Origin of the sequence: Bacillus methanolicus, assembly GCF_028888695.1 — a bacterium.
In the GTDB taxonomy this organism is placed as follows: Bacteria; Bacillota; Bacilli; order Bacillales; family Cytobacillaceae; genus Bacillus_Z; species Bacillus_Z methanolicus_B.
The window spans coordinates 1,729,650-1,742,339 of record NZ_PNFF01000001.1; the positions used below are offsets into that span (position 1 = coordinate 1,729,650).

At 40.0% G+C, this 12,690-nt stretch carries 15 protein-coding genes; 1 reads left to right on the forward strand and 14 read right to left on the reverse strand.

Annotation, left to right across the window (positions count from 1 at the left end):
- Positions 1-19 precede the first annotated feature (19 nt).
- The 4 genes from der to C0966_RS08685 form a co-directional block, all read right to left on the reverse strand.
- Positions 20-1,330 (reverse strand): ribosome biogenesis GTPase Der, encoded by a 1,311-nt coding sequence (gene der / locus C0966_RS08670; RefSeq protein WP_274854949.1) that lies wholly within the window; start codon positions 1,328-1,330, stop codon positions 20-22.
- A gap of 163 nt (positions 1,331-1,493) precedes the next feature.
- Positions 1,494-1,679: a capping complex subunit for YIEGIA gene (locus C0966_RS08675; RefSeq protein WP_274854950.1), complete on the reverse strand. Its 186-nt coding sequence runs from the start codon at positions 1,677-1,679 to the stop codon at positions 1,494-1,496.
- Positions 1,680-1,682: 3 nt separating this feature from the next.
- Positions 1,683-2,573: a YIEGIA family protein gene (locus tag C0966_RS08680; RefSeq protein ID WP_274854951.1), complete on the reverse strand. Its 891-nt coding sequence runs from the start codon at positions 2,571-2,573 to the stop codon at positions 1,683-1,685.
- Complete coding sequence (locus tag C0966_RS08685; RefSeq protein WP_274854952.1) at positions 2,570-3,178, reverse strand: YphA family membrane protein; 609 nt, start codon at positions 3,176-3,178, stop codon at positions 2,570-2,572. Before C0966_RS08685 ends, C0966_RS08680 begins: the two co-directional genes overlap by 4 nt.
- A 108-nt stretch (positions 3,179-3,286) precedes the next feature.
- Between C0966_RS08685 and C0966_RS08690 the strand changes: the two genes are divergently transcribed.
- On the forward strand, positions 3,287-3,430 hold the full coding sequence (locus C0966_RS08690) for a YpzI family protein (RefSeq protein ID WP_274854953.1): 144 nt from the start codon (positions 3,287-3,289) through the stop codon (positions 3,428-3,430).
- Between the two features lie 46 nt (positions 3,431-3,476).
- On the opposite strand, the gene fni is transcribed toward C0966_RS08690, so the two are convergent.
- The 10 genes from fni to C0966_RS08740 all read right to left on the reverse strand — a co-directional run bounded on the left by fni (position 3,477) and on the right by C0966_RS08740 (position 12,687).
- On the reverse strand, positions 3,477-4,532 hold the full coding sequence (gene fni / locus C0966_RS08695) for a type 2 isopentenyl-diphosphate Delta-isomerase (protein WP_274854955.1): 1,056 nt from the start codon (positions 4,530-4,532) through the stop codon (positions 3,477-3,479).
- Between the two features lie 12 nt (positions 4,533-4,544).
- Complete coding sequence (gene rpsA / locus C0966_RS08700) at positions 4,545-5,684, reverse strand: 30S ribosomal protein S1 (protein WP_274854956.1); 1,140 nt, start codon at positions 5,682-5,684, stop codon at positions 4,545-4,547.
- Between the two features lie 155 nt (positions 5,685-5,839).
- Positions 5,840-6,421 carry a lysophospholipid acyltransferase family protein gene (locus tag C0966_RS08705; protein WP_274854957.1) on the reverse strand — a complete coding sequence of 194 codons (582 nt, stop codon included), beginning with the start codon at positions 6,419-6,421 and terminating at the stop codon, positions 5,840-5,842.
- A complete protein-coding gene (cmk, locus tag C0966_RS08710; RefSeq protein ID WP_274854959.1) occupies positions 6,418-7,098 on the reverse strand; it encodes a (d)CMP kinase in 681 nt (226 codons plus the stop codon). Before cmk ends, C0966_RS08705 begins: the two co-directional genes overlap by 4 nt.
- Before the next feature lie 111 nt (positions 7,099-7,209).
- Positions 7,210-7,389 carry a YpfB family protein gene (locus tag C0966_RS08715; protein ID WP_274854961.1) on the reverse strand — a complete coding sequence of 60 codons (180 nt, stop codon included), beginning with the start codon at positions 7,387-7,389 and terminating at the stop codon, positions 7,210-7,212.
- Positions 7,390-7,450: 61 nt separating this feature from the next.
- Positions 7,451-8,113: a flagellar brake protein gene (locus C0966_RS08720; protein WP_274854963.1), complete on the reverse strand. Its 663-nt coding sequence runs from the start codon at positions 8,111-8,113 to the stop codon at positions 7,451-7,453.
- 287 nt (positions 8,114-8,400) lie between these two features.
- Positions 8,401-9,750 (reverse strand): germination protein YpeB, encoded by a 1,350-nt coding sequence (ypeB, locus tag C0966_RS08725; RefSeq protein ID WP_274854966.1) that lies wholly within the window; start codon positions 9,748-9,750, stop codon positions 8,401-8,403.
- Positions 9,751-9,762: 12 nt separating this feature from the next.
- Entirely contained in the window at positions 9,763-10,599 is an 837-nt protein-coding gene (sleB, locus tag C0966_RS08730; RefSeq protein ID WP_274854968.1) for a spore cortex-lytic enzyme, read from the reverse strand.
- A gap of 221 nt (positions 10,600-10,820) precedes the next feature.
- Entirely contained in the window at positions 10,821-11,510 is a 690-nt protein-coding gene (gene prsW / locus C0966_RS08735) for a glutamic-type intramembrane protease PrsW (protein ID WP_274854969.1), read from the reverse strand.
- A 214-nt stretch (positions 11,511-11,724) separates the two neighbouring features.
- A complete protein-coding gene (locus C0966_RS08740; protein WP_274854970.1) occupies positions 11,725-12,687 on the reverse strand; it encodes an asparaginase in 963 nt (320 codons plus the stop codon).
- Positions 12,688-12,690 lie beyond the last annotated feature (3 nt).

Sequence of the window (12,690 nt, forward strand, 5' to 3'; positions counted from 1 at the left end):
TCATATCACAACCTTTACCTTATTTTCTTTCTCTCGCATAAATTTTAATCGGTGTGCCTTCAAAACCGAATGCATCCCTAATTCGATTCTCAAGAAATCTCTCATAAGAAAAGTGCAGCAGCTCCGGATCATTAACAAAAACAACAAATGTCGGAGGCTTTACCGCTACTTGAGTAGTATAATAGATTTTCAAGCGTCTACCTTTATCTGTCGGCGTTGGATTCATGGCCACCGCATCCATGATGACATCGTTTAGTACGCTTGTTTCAACGCGGCGTGCATGATTTTCACTAGCCATATTAATCATTGGCATTAATGTGTGGAGTCTTTTTTTCGTTTTAGCTGATAAGAAGACGATCGGAGCATAATCCAAAAACTGAAAATGATCGCGAATTTTTTGTTCAAACTCCCTCATTGTTTTTTCATCTTTCTCAACTGCATCCCACTTATTTACGACAATAACAACTGCCCGGCCAGCTTCATGTGCATATCCTGCAATCCGTTTGTCCTGTTCAATAATCCCTTCTTCACCATTCAATACAACAAGGACAACGTCTGATCGTTCAATCGCTCTTAGTGCTCTTAAAACACTGTATTTTTCAGTTGTTTCATAAACCTTTCCTTTTTTGCGCATTCCTGCAGTATCAATGATGACATATTTTTGTCCGTTATACGTGTAAGGGGAATCAATTGCATCTCTTGTTGTACCGGCAATATCACTTACGATTACCCGTTCTTCTCCCAGTAAAGCATTTACAAGTGACGATTTTCCCACATTTGGCCGGCCGATTAAACTGAACTTAATAACATCCTCATCGTATTCCTCTTCGTGCTTGCTCGGAAAGTGTTTCGCTACTTCATCGAGCAAGTCTCCTAATCCAAGTCCGTGGGTGCCGGAAATTGGAATCGGTTCACCAAAACCAAGGGAATAAAAATCAAAAATTTGATCGCGCATTTCAGGATTATCAACTTTATTTACGGCGAGAACAACAGGCTTTTTCGATTTATACAGGATTTTCGCAACTTCTTCGTCTGCCGCGGTAACCCTTTCCCGTCCGTTTGTGATAAAAATAATGACATCTGCTTCATTAATGGCAATTTCAGCCTGTTGGCGGATTTGTTCAAGAAACGGCTCATCTCCGATATCGATGCCCCCCGTGTCGATAATATTGAAATCGTGTGTTAACCATTCAGCTGAACTATAAATCCGGTCACGGGTTACACCCGGAATATCTTCCACTATCGATATCCGCTCGCCGACAATACGGTTAAAAATCGTTGATTTTCCTACATTAGGACGGCCGACAATGGCTACAACTGGTTTCGCCATGCATTTCATCCTTTCATATATAAAATATATTCTTGTTTCATTTAATTTTTTGTCTTAATAAACATAAGAAAGAAACCCTTCAAATGCTAGAAGGGTCTAACTTCATTAGTTTAACAAAGAGATTGATAACAAGCAATGAAAACTTAAAACTATGGAATATTTGTCAATGTTTTACAATTATGAATAACTCTTCTGTAATCGCATGGGCAATGCCGTCTAAAATTGCTTCTAAATTCGCACACACTTGTTCCATTTCTTTTTTTGATTCACAATGGAAAACGGCTGCTCCGCTCGGAACTTTATTTGGATCGGTTGTCACAACTGCAAGAATAAATTTTTCAAGCATCATGCCTTACCCCTGCCTTCCCTTATCTTTATTTCTCTCTGTCGGCATTCTGATTGCATTTTCCAATGTTGGAACTAATCCGATGATCTTCAAAGCTTTTTCCACATTCTTTTCCTGCGGCAAAATGAAAACCCCAACCCTTCCGTCATTCAAGTCTCTCTTTGCCAGCGGAACAAGTGCCGGAGTGCCGGAATCGCGGTATACACCAAGTGCATTTGAGACGTCATGAAGAATTGCTTGTCGTTGTCCGAGGTTGGCAATTGTAGACCGTGCATTGAAGTTTTTCGGCTTTAAAATAAATCCCATACCATAGCGGAGAACCTCCTCCCGGCGTTCAGGCAAACCGATGTTCATGATGTAAATGTTATCCACATACAATCCCGGACCTTCAAACTTTGGTTCAACATAGTCAATATCGACAATGTCTTTTAGTTGTCCCCCGGTCATCAAATACTTTGAAATGATGACTGCAACAGCGGCCGCTGCAATTCCCGCCCAAATATTAAAAAAGATATACGCAAACGTACTTAACAGTGATGTGAAAATGACTAGATAATTTCTGCTTTCAAATGCGATTGCAATCCCTTCAATATATGTCTTTCCTCTTGAGACAAGTTCATAACTGTCAAGTTCGGTCAATGTATTTCTTTCCATATTGCGGACTTCCCGGAACTGAGATGCAGCTAGCGTTAAAAACGTTATTGCTGTATACTCTTCTTCTAACATGGCTGGTACTGCTACCGTTCCAAGCCCTGCAGCAATAAATCCCAATGCAATATGAATAATTTTTCCATGCAAATAAGTCGGATATTGCCGATAATCAGTCCTTAGCAGATAAATTCTTGTCAGTGTTCCGACAATCACTCCAAATATGATAGGCAGAGTATATTCATTCATGATGATTTATGTTTCTCCTTTTCAAAATGGTTAAATTGAATGTTAAAATAAGCTGCCGTAAATTTGAGGCCGCTCCATAAAAGCAGAATGGCAACTGCTAATGATGCAAGATCAAGAATGGCCAGTGATCCGATCGGGTATGAGAATCCATTTTGACGCAATACAAATGCATAAAGCAGTTCTCCTAGTAGAATGCCTGCCAGCATTGTATACATTCTCATCCGCACTTCAGACTGAAGCATAAAAGTTAAATATATTAAAATAAAAACGAGCAGCCAATCACGATTTATAATCACCCATACCGGATCGTATAACTCAAACATAAGGAAACTGGCATAGGCAAGCATGATAATAAAAGAAGATACAAAAAAATAAAGAATTGTTCGTTTTTTTAATCTAGAAATATCCATCATGATTGAGAAAAAAATGAAAACAGCGGCTGCGTAAATTTGAAAGTGAAAGACAGAAAAGTGAATAGGAGAAAAGATGATGATGATAAGCAGCCTTTTTGAAATGGTATACCGATATTTATTTTTGCTATCTAATAAAAAAGTGGCCGCCACCCATATAAGCCAGCAAACCCAATAAAAGAAAGCCCCGTCCATTTATTACTACCTCCTATCATTACCATTATGACAAAAAATTATGTACTTTAATCTTTCCGGGTATAAACTTTCCTTCGTGAATTATGTTAAAGGATAGGAGGTGGTATGGTGGGTAAAGACCGGCAGGAAAAACGTCTAAGAAAAAGCGGCAAAGTGGAATCAGACCGTGACCAGGCTCTTCATTATCCAGGTGCATCAAAATTGCAAAGCCCGGAAGAAGCGCGATCTTTAAACGACGGGAAGCAAAGTTAATTATAATGATGATAAAAAAAGAGCTGCCGCTAAGCTGCGGAGCTCTTTACTTTCTGTATTGGCTGTATTTTCTTGTATTAATTCCCCGTTCAGAAAGCCAGTGGTGGGTCGCACCTGATAAGACAATCGGAGTATTTTGCAATTCCCTTATTGTTTTTGTCCCTAACGCTGCCATCAAAAATGCAAGGTCTTCCAAAATGAAAAGAATCTGCTCTGCCAGAGCATCTTCTCCCCTCTCAATCAATAACTTTAAGAAAAATCCTGCCATGCCGACTGCATCAGCTCCGAGGGCAATTGCCTTTGCAATATCAAGGCTTGTTTGGATTCCGCCGGAACCAATTATTGAAGCATTCAGGCCGTATTCTTTCGCCTCAACAATGGAAGCAGCTGTTGGAATCCCCCAATGATTAAAAAAAGAGAGCAATCGATGCCGCCGCTCATTTTCAATCCTGGCAAAATTTGTACCGCCGTATCCCCCAACATCAATTGCTTGAACGCCAATGGAAGCAAGCTTCGAAGCTGTTTCCTTGCTGACACCGAATCCAACTTCTTTTACAATGACAGGAACATTTACACCATTGACAATTTTTTCTATCCTGGAAAGGGCTCCTTTAAAATCCCTGTCCCCTTCGGGCATTGTTAATTCCTGAATTGCGTTTAAATGAATTTGGATCGCATCAGCCCCTATCATTTCAATCGCATATCGGGCCTGATCCACGGTCGCTTCACTTCCTAAGTTTGCGATAATAACGCCATTGGGATTTTCTTTTCGGACAACTTCATATGTATTTTTTTCATTTTTATTTTTCAATGCTGACATTTGCGAGCCGACTGCCATTGCAATACCGGCAGTCCGGGCCGTATAAGCTAATTTCCTATTAATTTCATATGTCCGTTCCCCACCGCCGCCCGTCATCGCATTGATAAAAATTGGCGAACTTAAGACAAGTTCGCCAATTTTGGTGCCCAATTGAATTTCTTCCAAAGAAACATCGGGCAAGCTTTGGTGGACAAATTTAATATCATCAAAACCGGAAAGCCGCTTCTGTCCTGTTTTTAGTGCATATTTTATATGATCCCATTTCCTGTTTGGTCTTGACAAGTTATATCACCATTAGTTTTTGAGATTCTTTAATTTATCACCGATTACTTCACCAAGCTGAAATCCTTTTGATTCTTCAGGAAGTTCGTAATCAGCCGGTGCAGCCTGTTCTCTTTCCTGCAGTTCTTTGATACTTAATGAAAGACGTTGCTGCTCTTCATTCACATCAAGCACTTTCACTTGTACCGTTTGGCCTTCTTTTAAAACTTCATGTGGTGTTCCAATATGTTTATGCGAAATTTGCGAAATGTGAACAAGTCCTTCCACACCTGAAAATACTTCCACAAAAGCTCCATAAGAAACAAGGCGTTTTACCGTACCTTCGAGAATACTTCCTTTAGGTGCCTTTTCAGAGATATTTGTCCATGGACCAGGAAGAGTTTCTTTGATGGATAGGGATATACGGTCTTTATCGCGATCCACGCTTAGAACTTTCACATTCACTTTTTGGCCTTCTTCAACAACATCAGATGGTTTTTCGACGTGCTGATGGGATAATTGAGAAATATGAACGAGGCCGTCTACACCGCCGATATCTACGAATGCTCCAAAATCTGTAATCCTTTGAATCGTTCCTTCCAATACTTGGCCAGGCTGCAAAGATTCCAGCAAGCTTTGTTTTTGTCTGATTTTTTCTTCTTCGATTACTGCGCGGTGTGAAAGAATTAAGCGATTTTTTTCTTTATCAAGCTCAACAATTTTAAAAGTAAGTGTTTTTCCTTTATAATCAGAAAAATCCTCGACAAAATGGTCTTCAACTAGAGAGGCGGGTACAAATCCGCGTACTCCTAAGTCGACAACAAGACCGCCTTTTACAACATCCTTCACTTCTGCTTCGAAAATTTCGCCGCTTTCAAATTTTTTCTCAAGATCGTCCCATGCTTTTTCAGCATCAATCTTCCTTTTTGAAAGGATTAATGCTTCTTCTTCAACTTTTATTACTTCAAGTTCAAGTTCATCACCTTCGGAAACAACATCTTCCGCTTTTTCAACGTGAAGGCTTGAAAGCTCACTGATTGGAATAATGCCGTCAAGCTTGCTGTTTTCAACGCTGACAAGGACATGTTTTTCTTCTACTTTTAACACTTTTCCTTTTACCTTGTCGCCTACTTGAAAATTTGTTGCTTCTACTTGATTCATATCTTCTGACATATGTAACTCCTCCTTAATCCAGTCACTGCTCAAATGAATATAAGCAATGTGATGGAAACACCACATTTAAAAAACAAGTTTGAGTTAAAAGAATTTTTCTAAAACCTCTTCTTACTAACTTCTTACAAATAGTTTTTTTTGTCAAGCATGAAGACTTACTTATGCTCGTTTATCAGTTTACGGATTTCTTCCATAATTAATTCAGTTGCTTGTTCCGCCGTTGCTTTATTTTCACGCAGATGTTTGAAATCAATCGGCTTTCCGTAGACCACTTTCAATCTCTTAAAAGGTTTATATGGACCGATAATTGCACACGGCACAACATGGGCCTCCGACCGGAGAGCAAAGAAACCTGCCCCTGCCAAGCCTTGGCCTAATTCACCTGTCTTGCTTCTTGTTCCCTCTGGAAAAAGCCCTAAAACTTTTCCTTCTTTTAAGATTGACAAACCTTTTCGCAAGGCTTCGCGATCGCTCATTCCCCTTTTGACAGGAAATGCGTTTAAATTTTGAACGATTCTCCCTAGCACAGGAACAGAAAAAAGCTCGGCTTTTGCCATAAAATGCACCGGTCGAGGAGCGGTAATTCCTACAACAGGAGGATCCAGATTATCAATATGATTGGCGCAAAGAAGAACTCCTCCGTCTTTAGGAAAATGTTCTACCCCGATTACTTGAATTCGGTAGATAGGCTTTAAAATCCCAGATACAACCGATTTTGCAAAACTGTAAAACGTCAAATTGACCCGATCCTTTCTTCCGCCAACGCCATGATTTTATCCACCACTTGTTCAATCGAAAGGGAAGTTGTGTCAATTTCAAAAGCATCATCTGCTTTTCTTAAAGGAGCCACTTCCCGTTCTGAATCAATTTTATCACGTTTAGCAATCTCTTCTTTTAATTTCTCCAAATTTGAAGAAAATCCTTTTTGAAGATTTTCCTGATGGCGCCTTTGGGCCCTTTCCTCAACGCTTGCTAAAAGAAAAATTTTCACTTCAGCATGCGGAAGTACATGTGTTCCGATGTCGCGCCCATCCATGACTACTCCTCCGCCGGAAGCAAGCTCCTGTTGCCTTTTCACCATTTCTTCACGCACTAATTTATGTTTTGCAACGATTGAGACGGAATTTGTCACTTCGCTTGTCCGAATTTCGTCAGCAACATTTTCTCCATCAAGAAACACAAGCTGCCCTTCCTTTCCCTGAACTAATTCAATCGTTGTGTCAAGCAGCAAATCCATTAACTCTGCTTCATTCTGGAGATCCACCTTTTTCTGAATCGCTTTATATGTTAATGCACGGTACATGGCACCAGTATCAATATATAAATATGACAGTCTTTCTGCCACTATTTTGGCAACCGTACTTTTTCCTGCTGCCGCCGGCCCGTCAATCGCAATTGAAATCTTTTTGTCCATACTTCCTCCTACACTCAAAGATGTTTCACTTTATTTTACCACATCTAATTGAAATACTTGACCAAGAACATTGTTTTAATAATATAAAAAAGCAGGTGAAACCTGCCTGTTTTAACGTCCCCGGAACGTTTCTAGTATTTGCGTAAAATTGTTTTCGCTGACGCCTTCATATTGTGTTATTTGCTTTAATTCTGGAAAAATATTCAGTTTATGAAAAAACACCTGTACGAAAAGCAAAAAAATTAATTGAATAACAATTACTTTCATAAGAATCCTTTCAAACGTCTTCATCAATACGCTCCTAAAGTTAATAGTTATTCTTATTATGGGAGCGTTATGATTCATTTATTCCTTAACTACTAAATCCTTTTTTCTTCATATCTAACTGCCTTTCAAAGCAAAAACGAAGCAAGAGCTGTCGGTCCTGTCCGGTGATATCCGTGAATTGCAAGGAAATTTTTTTTCTATTTTCGCTTACATCTTCAACCCGGACAACGCGGCTCTTAAAACTCTTATAATGGTATTCTCCGCTCTGAAACGGAAGAACAAAAGTCGCCTCTACAATCATACCTTCCCTTAACACTTCACTTTTTCCTGTCAAGATTGCCGCTGCCCCTCCCGCACTAATATCTTCAGTGACGGCAGTAAATGGCTGAAATTCCCCGTTCAACGGATGAACAGCGACATCTACAGGAGTTTCTACCCGCACATACTGGCGGCGCTGTATCTTTATCAAATTTTCTTTTTCTGGGTAGGATAATATGAGCATTGGGATGTTTTGCTTAACCCTTCCCCTTATTTCAGATTCAAACAAATATACGGAACCGTCTTCTCCGACGAATGTGACTTTTAATTGTGTTCCGTCAATCAAAAAAACGGTCCGTTTAGTGGTTGTATTAACCGGATAATCAATGTATAAATCGCTGCCAATCCTTTCTACAAGTTTGCATTTATATGTTTCGATCGCGTTCGAATACTTTGGCTCAAGCATTAAGGTATCGCCAATTTTTAACATGTTGCGCCACACTTCCTATGTATTATAATAAAAATCTTTAACGCTTTAAACCGTTGAGGGTCAGGCCCGCACGACGTTAACGCGTTAAACCATTGAGGGCCAGACCCGCGCCGCGTTAACGCGTTAAATCATTGAGGGCCAGACCCCCCTCCTTGCTGACTTGAATTAAATACCACAAATGGAATGTTCTTTTTCATTATAATCAGAAAGCTTGGCTTAAATAAAGAAAAAAATTGATAAATAAAAGACCCAAAAGGAAGTAAATGATCCTTTTGGGCCGCTATCTTTTAAATGACATCTTCATAGATTGGTTCGGCATTCTTTAATTTTTCCACTTTTTCCTCAATACCGCTTTCCGAATTAATGAAAATACGGTACGTATCATCACCTAAAGTCCCGAGAAATTCATAACAAAGAACTTCCTGGTTCAAGTCATTTATAATAACAGCCTTACCTTCTTCCATTATTTTAACGTTCGGATTGATCTTTGTTCTTGCATTTGCAATTGATTGAGAAGGAGTTGGCAGTTTTCTTGAATGATGCGATTTTAAATAATCCTCTGCCGAAAATCCAATGACTTTTCCATTATCAAGTGCGATTTTTATTTTAATGCTGTCTGGATAGATTCGTACATCATCCTGGTTTGCGACAAATGTAAATACACCAACATTGTCATATTGGGCGCTTTCAAAAAGATCCATATTCTCAAACTCATTTTCTTTTAAGAAATTAATTGCCCGATTGCTTGCCTCATTTAAGCTTATTTTCTGTTTATTAACATCCCTGGATAAAATATACCAAATCGGATATCCGCCTTTTTTCGTAATATCCATGCTGGCTTCAAGATTGTTTTTCTGATCTTGTATCGTTACACTGTAAAATCCATATCCTGAACCTTTTCCGTTCTCTGCGACTCTTACATTTACGTCATTTCCTAGAGAAGCGTACTTCTTTGCGATTTTCACCGCTTCATTTTTTGAGATATTCTCTCCTTCAAGATATTTATAATTTTCATCCTTTTTTTGCATATTGATAAAAGCGGGGCCAAAATCTGTCTCTGAATACCCTTCAACAGTTTTTTCAACTGTCTTAAAGCCATCGATAATCGTGTTGTCAGATGCTTCCTTTCCTGTTGCAAGCGCCAATTCAACGTCCATCCAGCGGAGGTTATTTTTAAGTACAAGATGCTGCACTTTCCGCATTTCATTTTGGATGTCTGCCGATTGCTTATACAAATTTTGCAGTGCTTTATACTCTTTATCTGATAGCGGTTCTTTTTCCAAATCCCTTACAGCTGTTCTGTAGCTAAAATCGCCAATCTTTGCGAGAAACTCTTCCGTTTTATTAAAAGGCAGAAGTGTCAGCGGTAATTGGCCGACATTGCTGTGAGCAGCAGATGTAATTCTCCAGACTTCAGCAAGGGCAGGAGAAAGTGATTTTTTTGAGTTCATAGCCAATGTCGTTCCAATTTCATCATGCAAAAGGTCTAATTGATACGTCAGATCATGAAAGGCGCGCTGATAATTGTTTTCCGCATTTAGAAGGATGGCATTTTTCTCCCGATGCTCCTGGTAGCCCCAGAACGCTGTTCCTGCTATACCTACCACTAAGACGCCTATTAATATTCCTCTAAGCAAAGTTCATCACCCCTATTTACAGAAAATATGTTTTCCGATCTTTTTAATCTGTGGACGCGACCAAATCCATGCACTTGTTGCTGTATCAGGATTAAAATAATAGAGGGCATTGTCGGTCGGATCCCAGCCGTTTATTGCATCAAGAACTGCTCTCCTTGCCGTTTCATTCGGTGTAAGCCAGATTTGCCCGTCGGCTACCGCAGTGAATGCTCCTGGTTCAAAAATGACTCCTGATACTGTATGCGGAAACGAAGGGGATTCCAAACGATTCAAAATAACTGCCGCAACTGCAACTTGTCCAACATATGGTTCACCCCTTGCTTCACCGTAAACAGCATTGGCCATTAATTGAATATCATTTGATGAAAAACCATTTGGGGTGTTTGTTGCAGTTACTTTTTGCCGCTTAGTGGCACCCCCGCCTCTCCGGTTCGCCTGTCTGCCCTCGGAAGGCTTTTTCTGCTTTTCGAGCGATACTCCTCCGTAATGGGAAAATTTATTGCCTTTTTTAATTTGCTCCTTTACGAATTGTTCATTATACCTCGATGCTTTGACGAGTTTTTGTTTCGTTTCCGTTCCTGCCAAGCCGTCGATCGGGAGGCCAAATTCATATTGAAAATTTCTAAGAGCCCAATACGTGCTCCATCCAAATACCCCGTCTATTTTTCCATTATAAAAACCTAAATATTGAAGACGGGATTGCAATTCGATTACATCATCGCCGACTGCACCATGCTGGATAACCTGGTTAGAGAAGGCATCCGCATGTTGGTTTCCTGCGGTCGGAAACAGAAGTACACAAGCGGCGAAAATAGCAAACAGCCTCATTGCCAGTAGCTTTTTATTCATTGATTGTTACCCCCAGATGTGATTCATTTTGCATTAACCATATGTTTTGCAGCTACTGGATTTTTATTCAAGATAAAGAAAGAAAAGTGCAAGCGCCTTGGTTAGCCCCGACAAGCGCTGGAGGTCCTGCCGATGAAGTCGCTTTTTGACTTCATTGGCAGGACCGAAGCGACCTCGAGGGGCTAGGCGCTGGAACTGGACAAGAAAAAACTCTTCATTTTTCATAAATGAAGAGTTTTTTGTACTTTTATCTGTGCTTCAAAATGTTTTGTACTTAAAGCACGGGCATTTTTCACTTTTCGCAGGCCGAGCCACCACAAGAAAATCATAAACGGAAACATTAAGACCAGCCAGTCTTTTTGAGAAATTAAAATAGAGTCATAAATGCCATGCAAAATAAAAGGGATTGCAAGTGACAATAAAATCCATTTAGACTTCGGATTTTCCGAGAATTTTCCTTTGCCAATGTAATATCCCATTATGACTCCGAACAAAGCATGGCTTGATACAGGCAATAGCGCTCTTCCAAGAGCATGTTGAAGTCCATTTGCAACGAGGTAGAAGATGTTTTCAGCGGTGGCAAAACCAAGAGAAACAGACGCACCGTATACAATTCCATCGTAAGGCTCGTCAAAAGCAACATGCTGATATACTGTGTAATACAAGATAAACCATTTAAAAAATTCTTCTAATAAACTTGTTGTCAGAAAAGCTTCTATTATTCCTGATTGTATAAGATGTTCCGTCTCCAATACATATTGAATAAATGAAATCGGAAACACAAGTATAGCCCCAAATATAAACGTTTTGAAAACCATGGAAAGGGGTTCGGTTTCGTATTCGTCTTTTAAATAGAAATAGCTTAACAATGCCAAACCGGGAGCAAACCCGGCAGATAATATTCCCAGCATTAGCTGTCACTCTTTTCAATCCGTTTCCTTAATCGTACCATGTTATAAGCAGAAAGAAAATGCCATTTTCCATTTTTGAAAAAAAAGAATTTAACGCTTTAACGCAGCGCGGGCCAGGCCCTCAACGCATTAACGCGTTAACGCGGTGCGGGCCTGGCCCTCAATACATTAACGCGTTAACGCAGCGGACAAGATCGTCTATGAAGATTGCGTGCTAGATTCGAAATCCTTTTTCGATATTTTCTCCTGCTGACATTAGAACTGCAAGTTTGATTCTTGCTTTTTTCGAGTCATAATCCTTGCCAAGGACGGCTCCGCGCAGTTTCAAATCATAAGCACTGCCCCGATAGTCGTATGATGTATGAACCTGCCCTTCTTCAGCACTCGTTGTTACTACAACTTTTACACCTTTTTTAATCGCATAATCAATATCATCTACCATTAATGGAGAAACCTGTCCTCTTCCGACACCTTCAAGAACAATTCCTTTCACTCCGCAATCTACTGCATGGCGGATAAATTTCCCGTCTGCACCGGCATAGCATTTAATAATATCAACTTCAGGAAGCTCATCCCCGATTTCATAACAATCCCGAATCAGCGGCTTTTGATAGACACTGACGACATCATTATCTATGATGCCTAAATATCCGTATCCGAACGATTCGAAACCTTGAAGGTTTGATGCATGTACTTTTTTTACATATTTGGCCGACCAAATACGTTCATTAAACACGATGACTGTTCCAACATTATCTAAACTCTCGTCAACAGCTACATAGATCGAATTGCGAAGATTTGAATAAACATCTGTTCCCAAATCGTCCGGAGAACGTTGTGAACCGGTGACGACAATCCGTCGGGTGTCTGTTACCGTTAAATCCAGAAAATAGGCTGTTTCTTCCAATGAATCTGTACCATGAGTGACAACAACCCCGCACACTGTTTTATCTTTAAAAACTTCTTCAATTTTCTTTTTCAAAACTATGAGTTTATCAAACCCGATATGCATGCTCGGAAGCTGAAAAACACTGTGTATTTCTATTTCTATATCAGAGGGCAAACGGCAAAGACTTGCTAGTTCTTCGCCTGTCAACTCCCCGGACGACAGCAGCCCGCTCTCAGTTTTTTTGCTCGCAATCGTCCCGCCAGTCGTAAGCAACGCAACTTTTTTCATTCG

Excerpts from the sequence above, each read along its gene's own strand:
- C0966_RS08740 (WP_274854970.1), bottom strand. The coding sequence starts at position 12,687 with ATGAAAAAAGTTGCGTTGCTTACGACTGGCGGGACGATTGCGAGCAAA.
- rpsA (WP_274854956.1), bottom strand. The coding sequence starts at position 5,684 with ATGTCAGAAGATATGAATCAAGTAGAAGCAACAAATTTTCAAGTAGGC.
- prsW (WP_274854969.1), bottom strand. The coding sequence starts at position 11,510 with ATGCTGGGAATATTATCTGCCGGGTTTGCTCCCGGTTTGGCATTGTTA.
- C0966_RS08720 (WP_274854963.1), bottom strand. The coding sequence starts at position 8,113 with ATGTTAAAAATTGGCGATACCTTAATGCTTGAGCCAAAGTATTCGAAC.
- sleB (WP_274854968.1), bottom strand. The coding sequence starts at position 10,599 with ATGAATAAAAAGCTACTGGCAATGAGGCTGTTTGCTATTTTCGCCGCT.
- C0966_RS08680 (WP_274854951.1), bottom strand. The coding sequence starts at position 2,573 with ATGAATGAATATACTCTGCCTATCATATTTGGAGTGATTGTCGGAACA.
- C0966_RS08715 (WP_274854961.1), bottom strand. The coding sequence starts at position 7,389 with ATGAAGACGTTTGAAAGGATTCTTATGAAAGTAATTGTTATTCAATTA.
- C0966_RS08685 (WP_274854952.1), bottom strand. The coding sequence starts at position 3,178 with ATGGACGGGGCTTTCTTTTATTGGGTTTGCTGGCTTATATGGGTGGCG.
- der (WP_274854949.1), bottom strand. The coding sequence starts at position 1,330 with ATGGCGAAACCAGTTGTAGCCATTGTCGGCCGTCCTAATGTAGGAAAA.
- C0966_RS08675 (WP_274854950.1), bottom strand. The coding sequence starts at position 1,679 with ATGATGCTTGAAAAATTTATTCTTGCAGTTGTGACAACCGATCCAAAT.
- cmk (WP_274854959.1), bottom strand. The coding sequence starts at position 7,098 with ATGGACAAAAAGATTTCAATTGCGATTGACGGGCCGGCGGCAGCAGGA.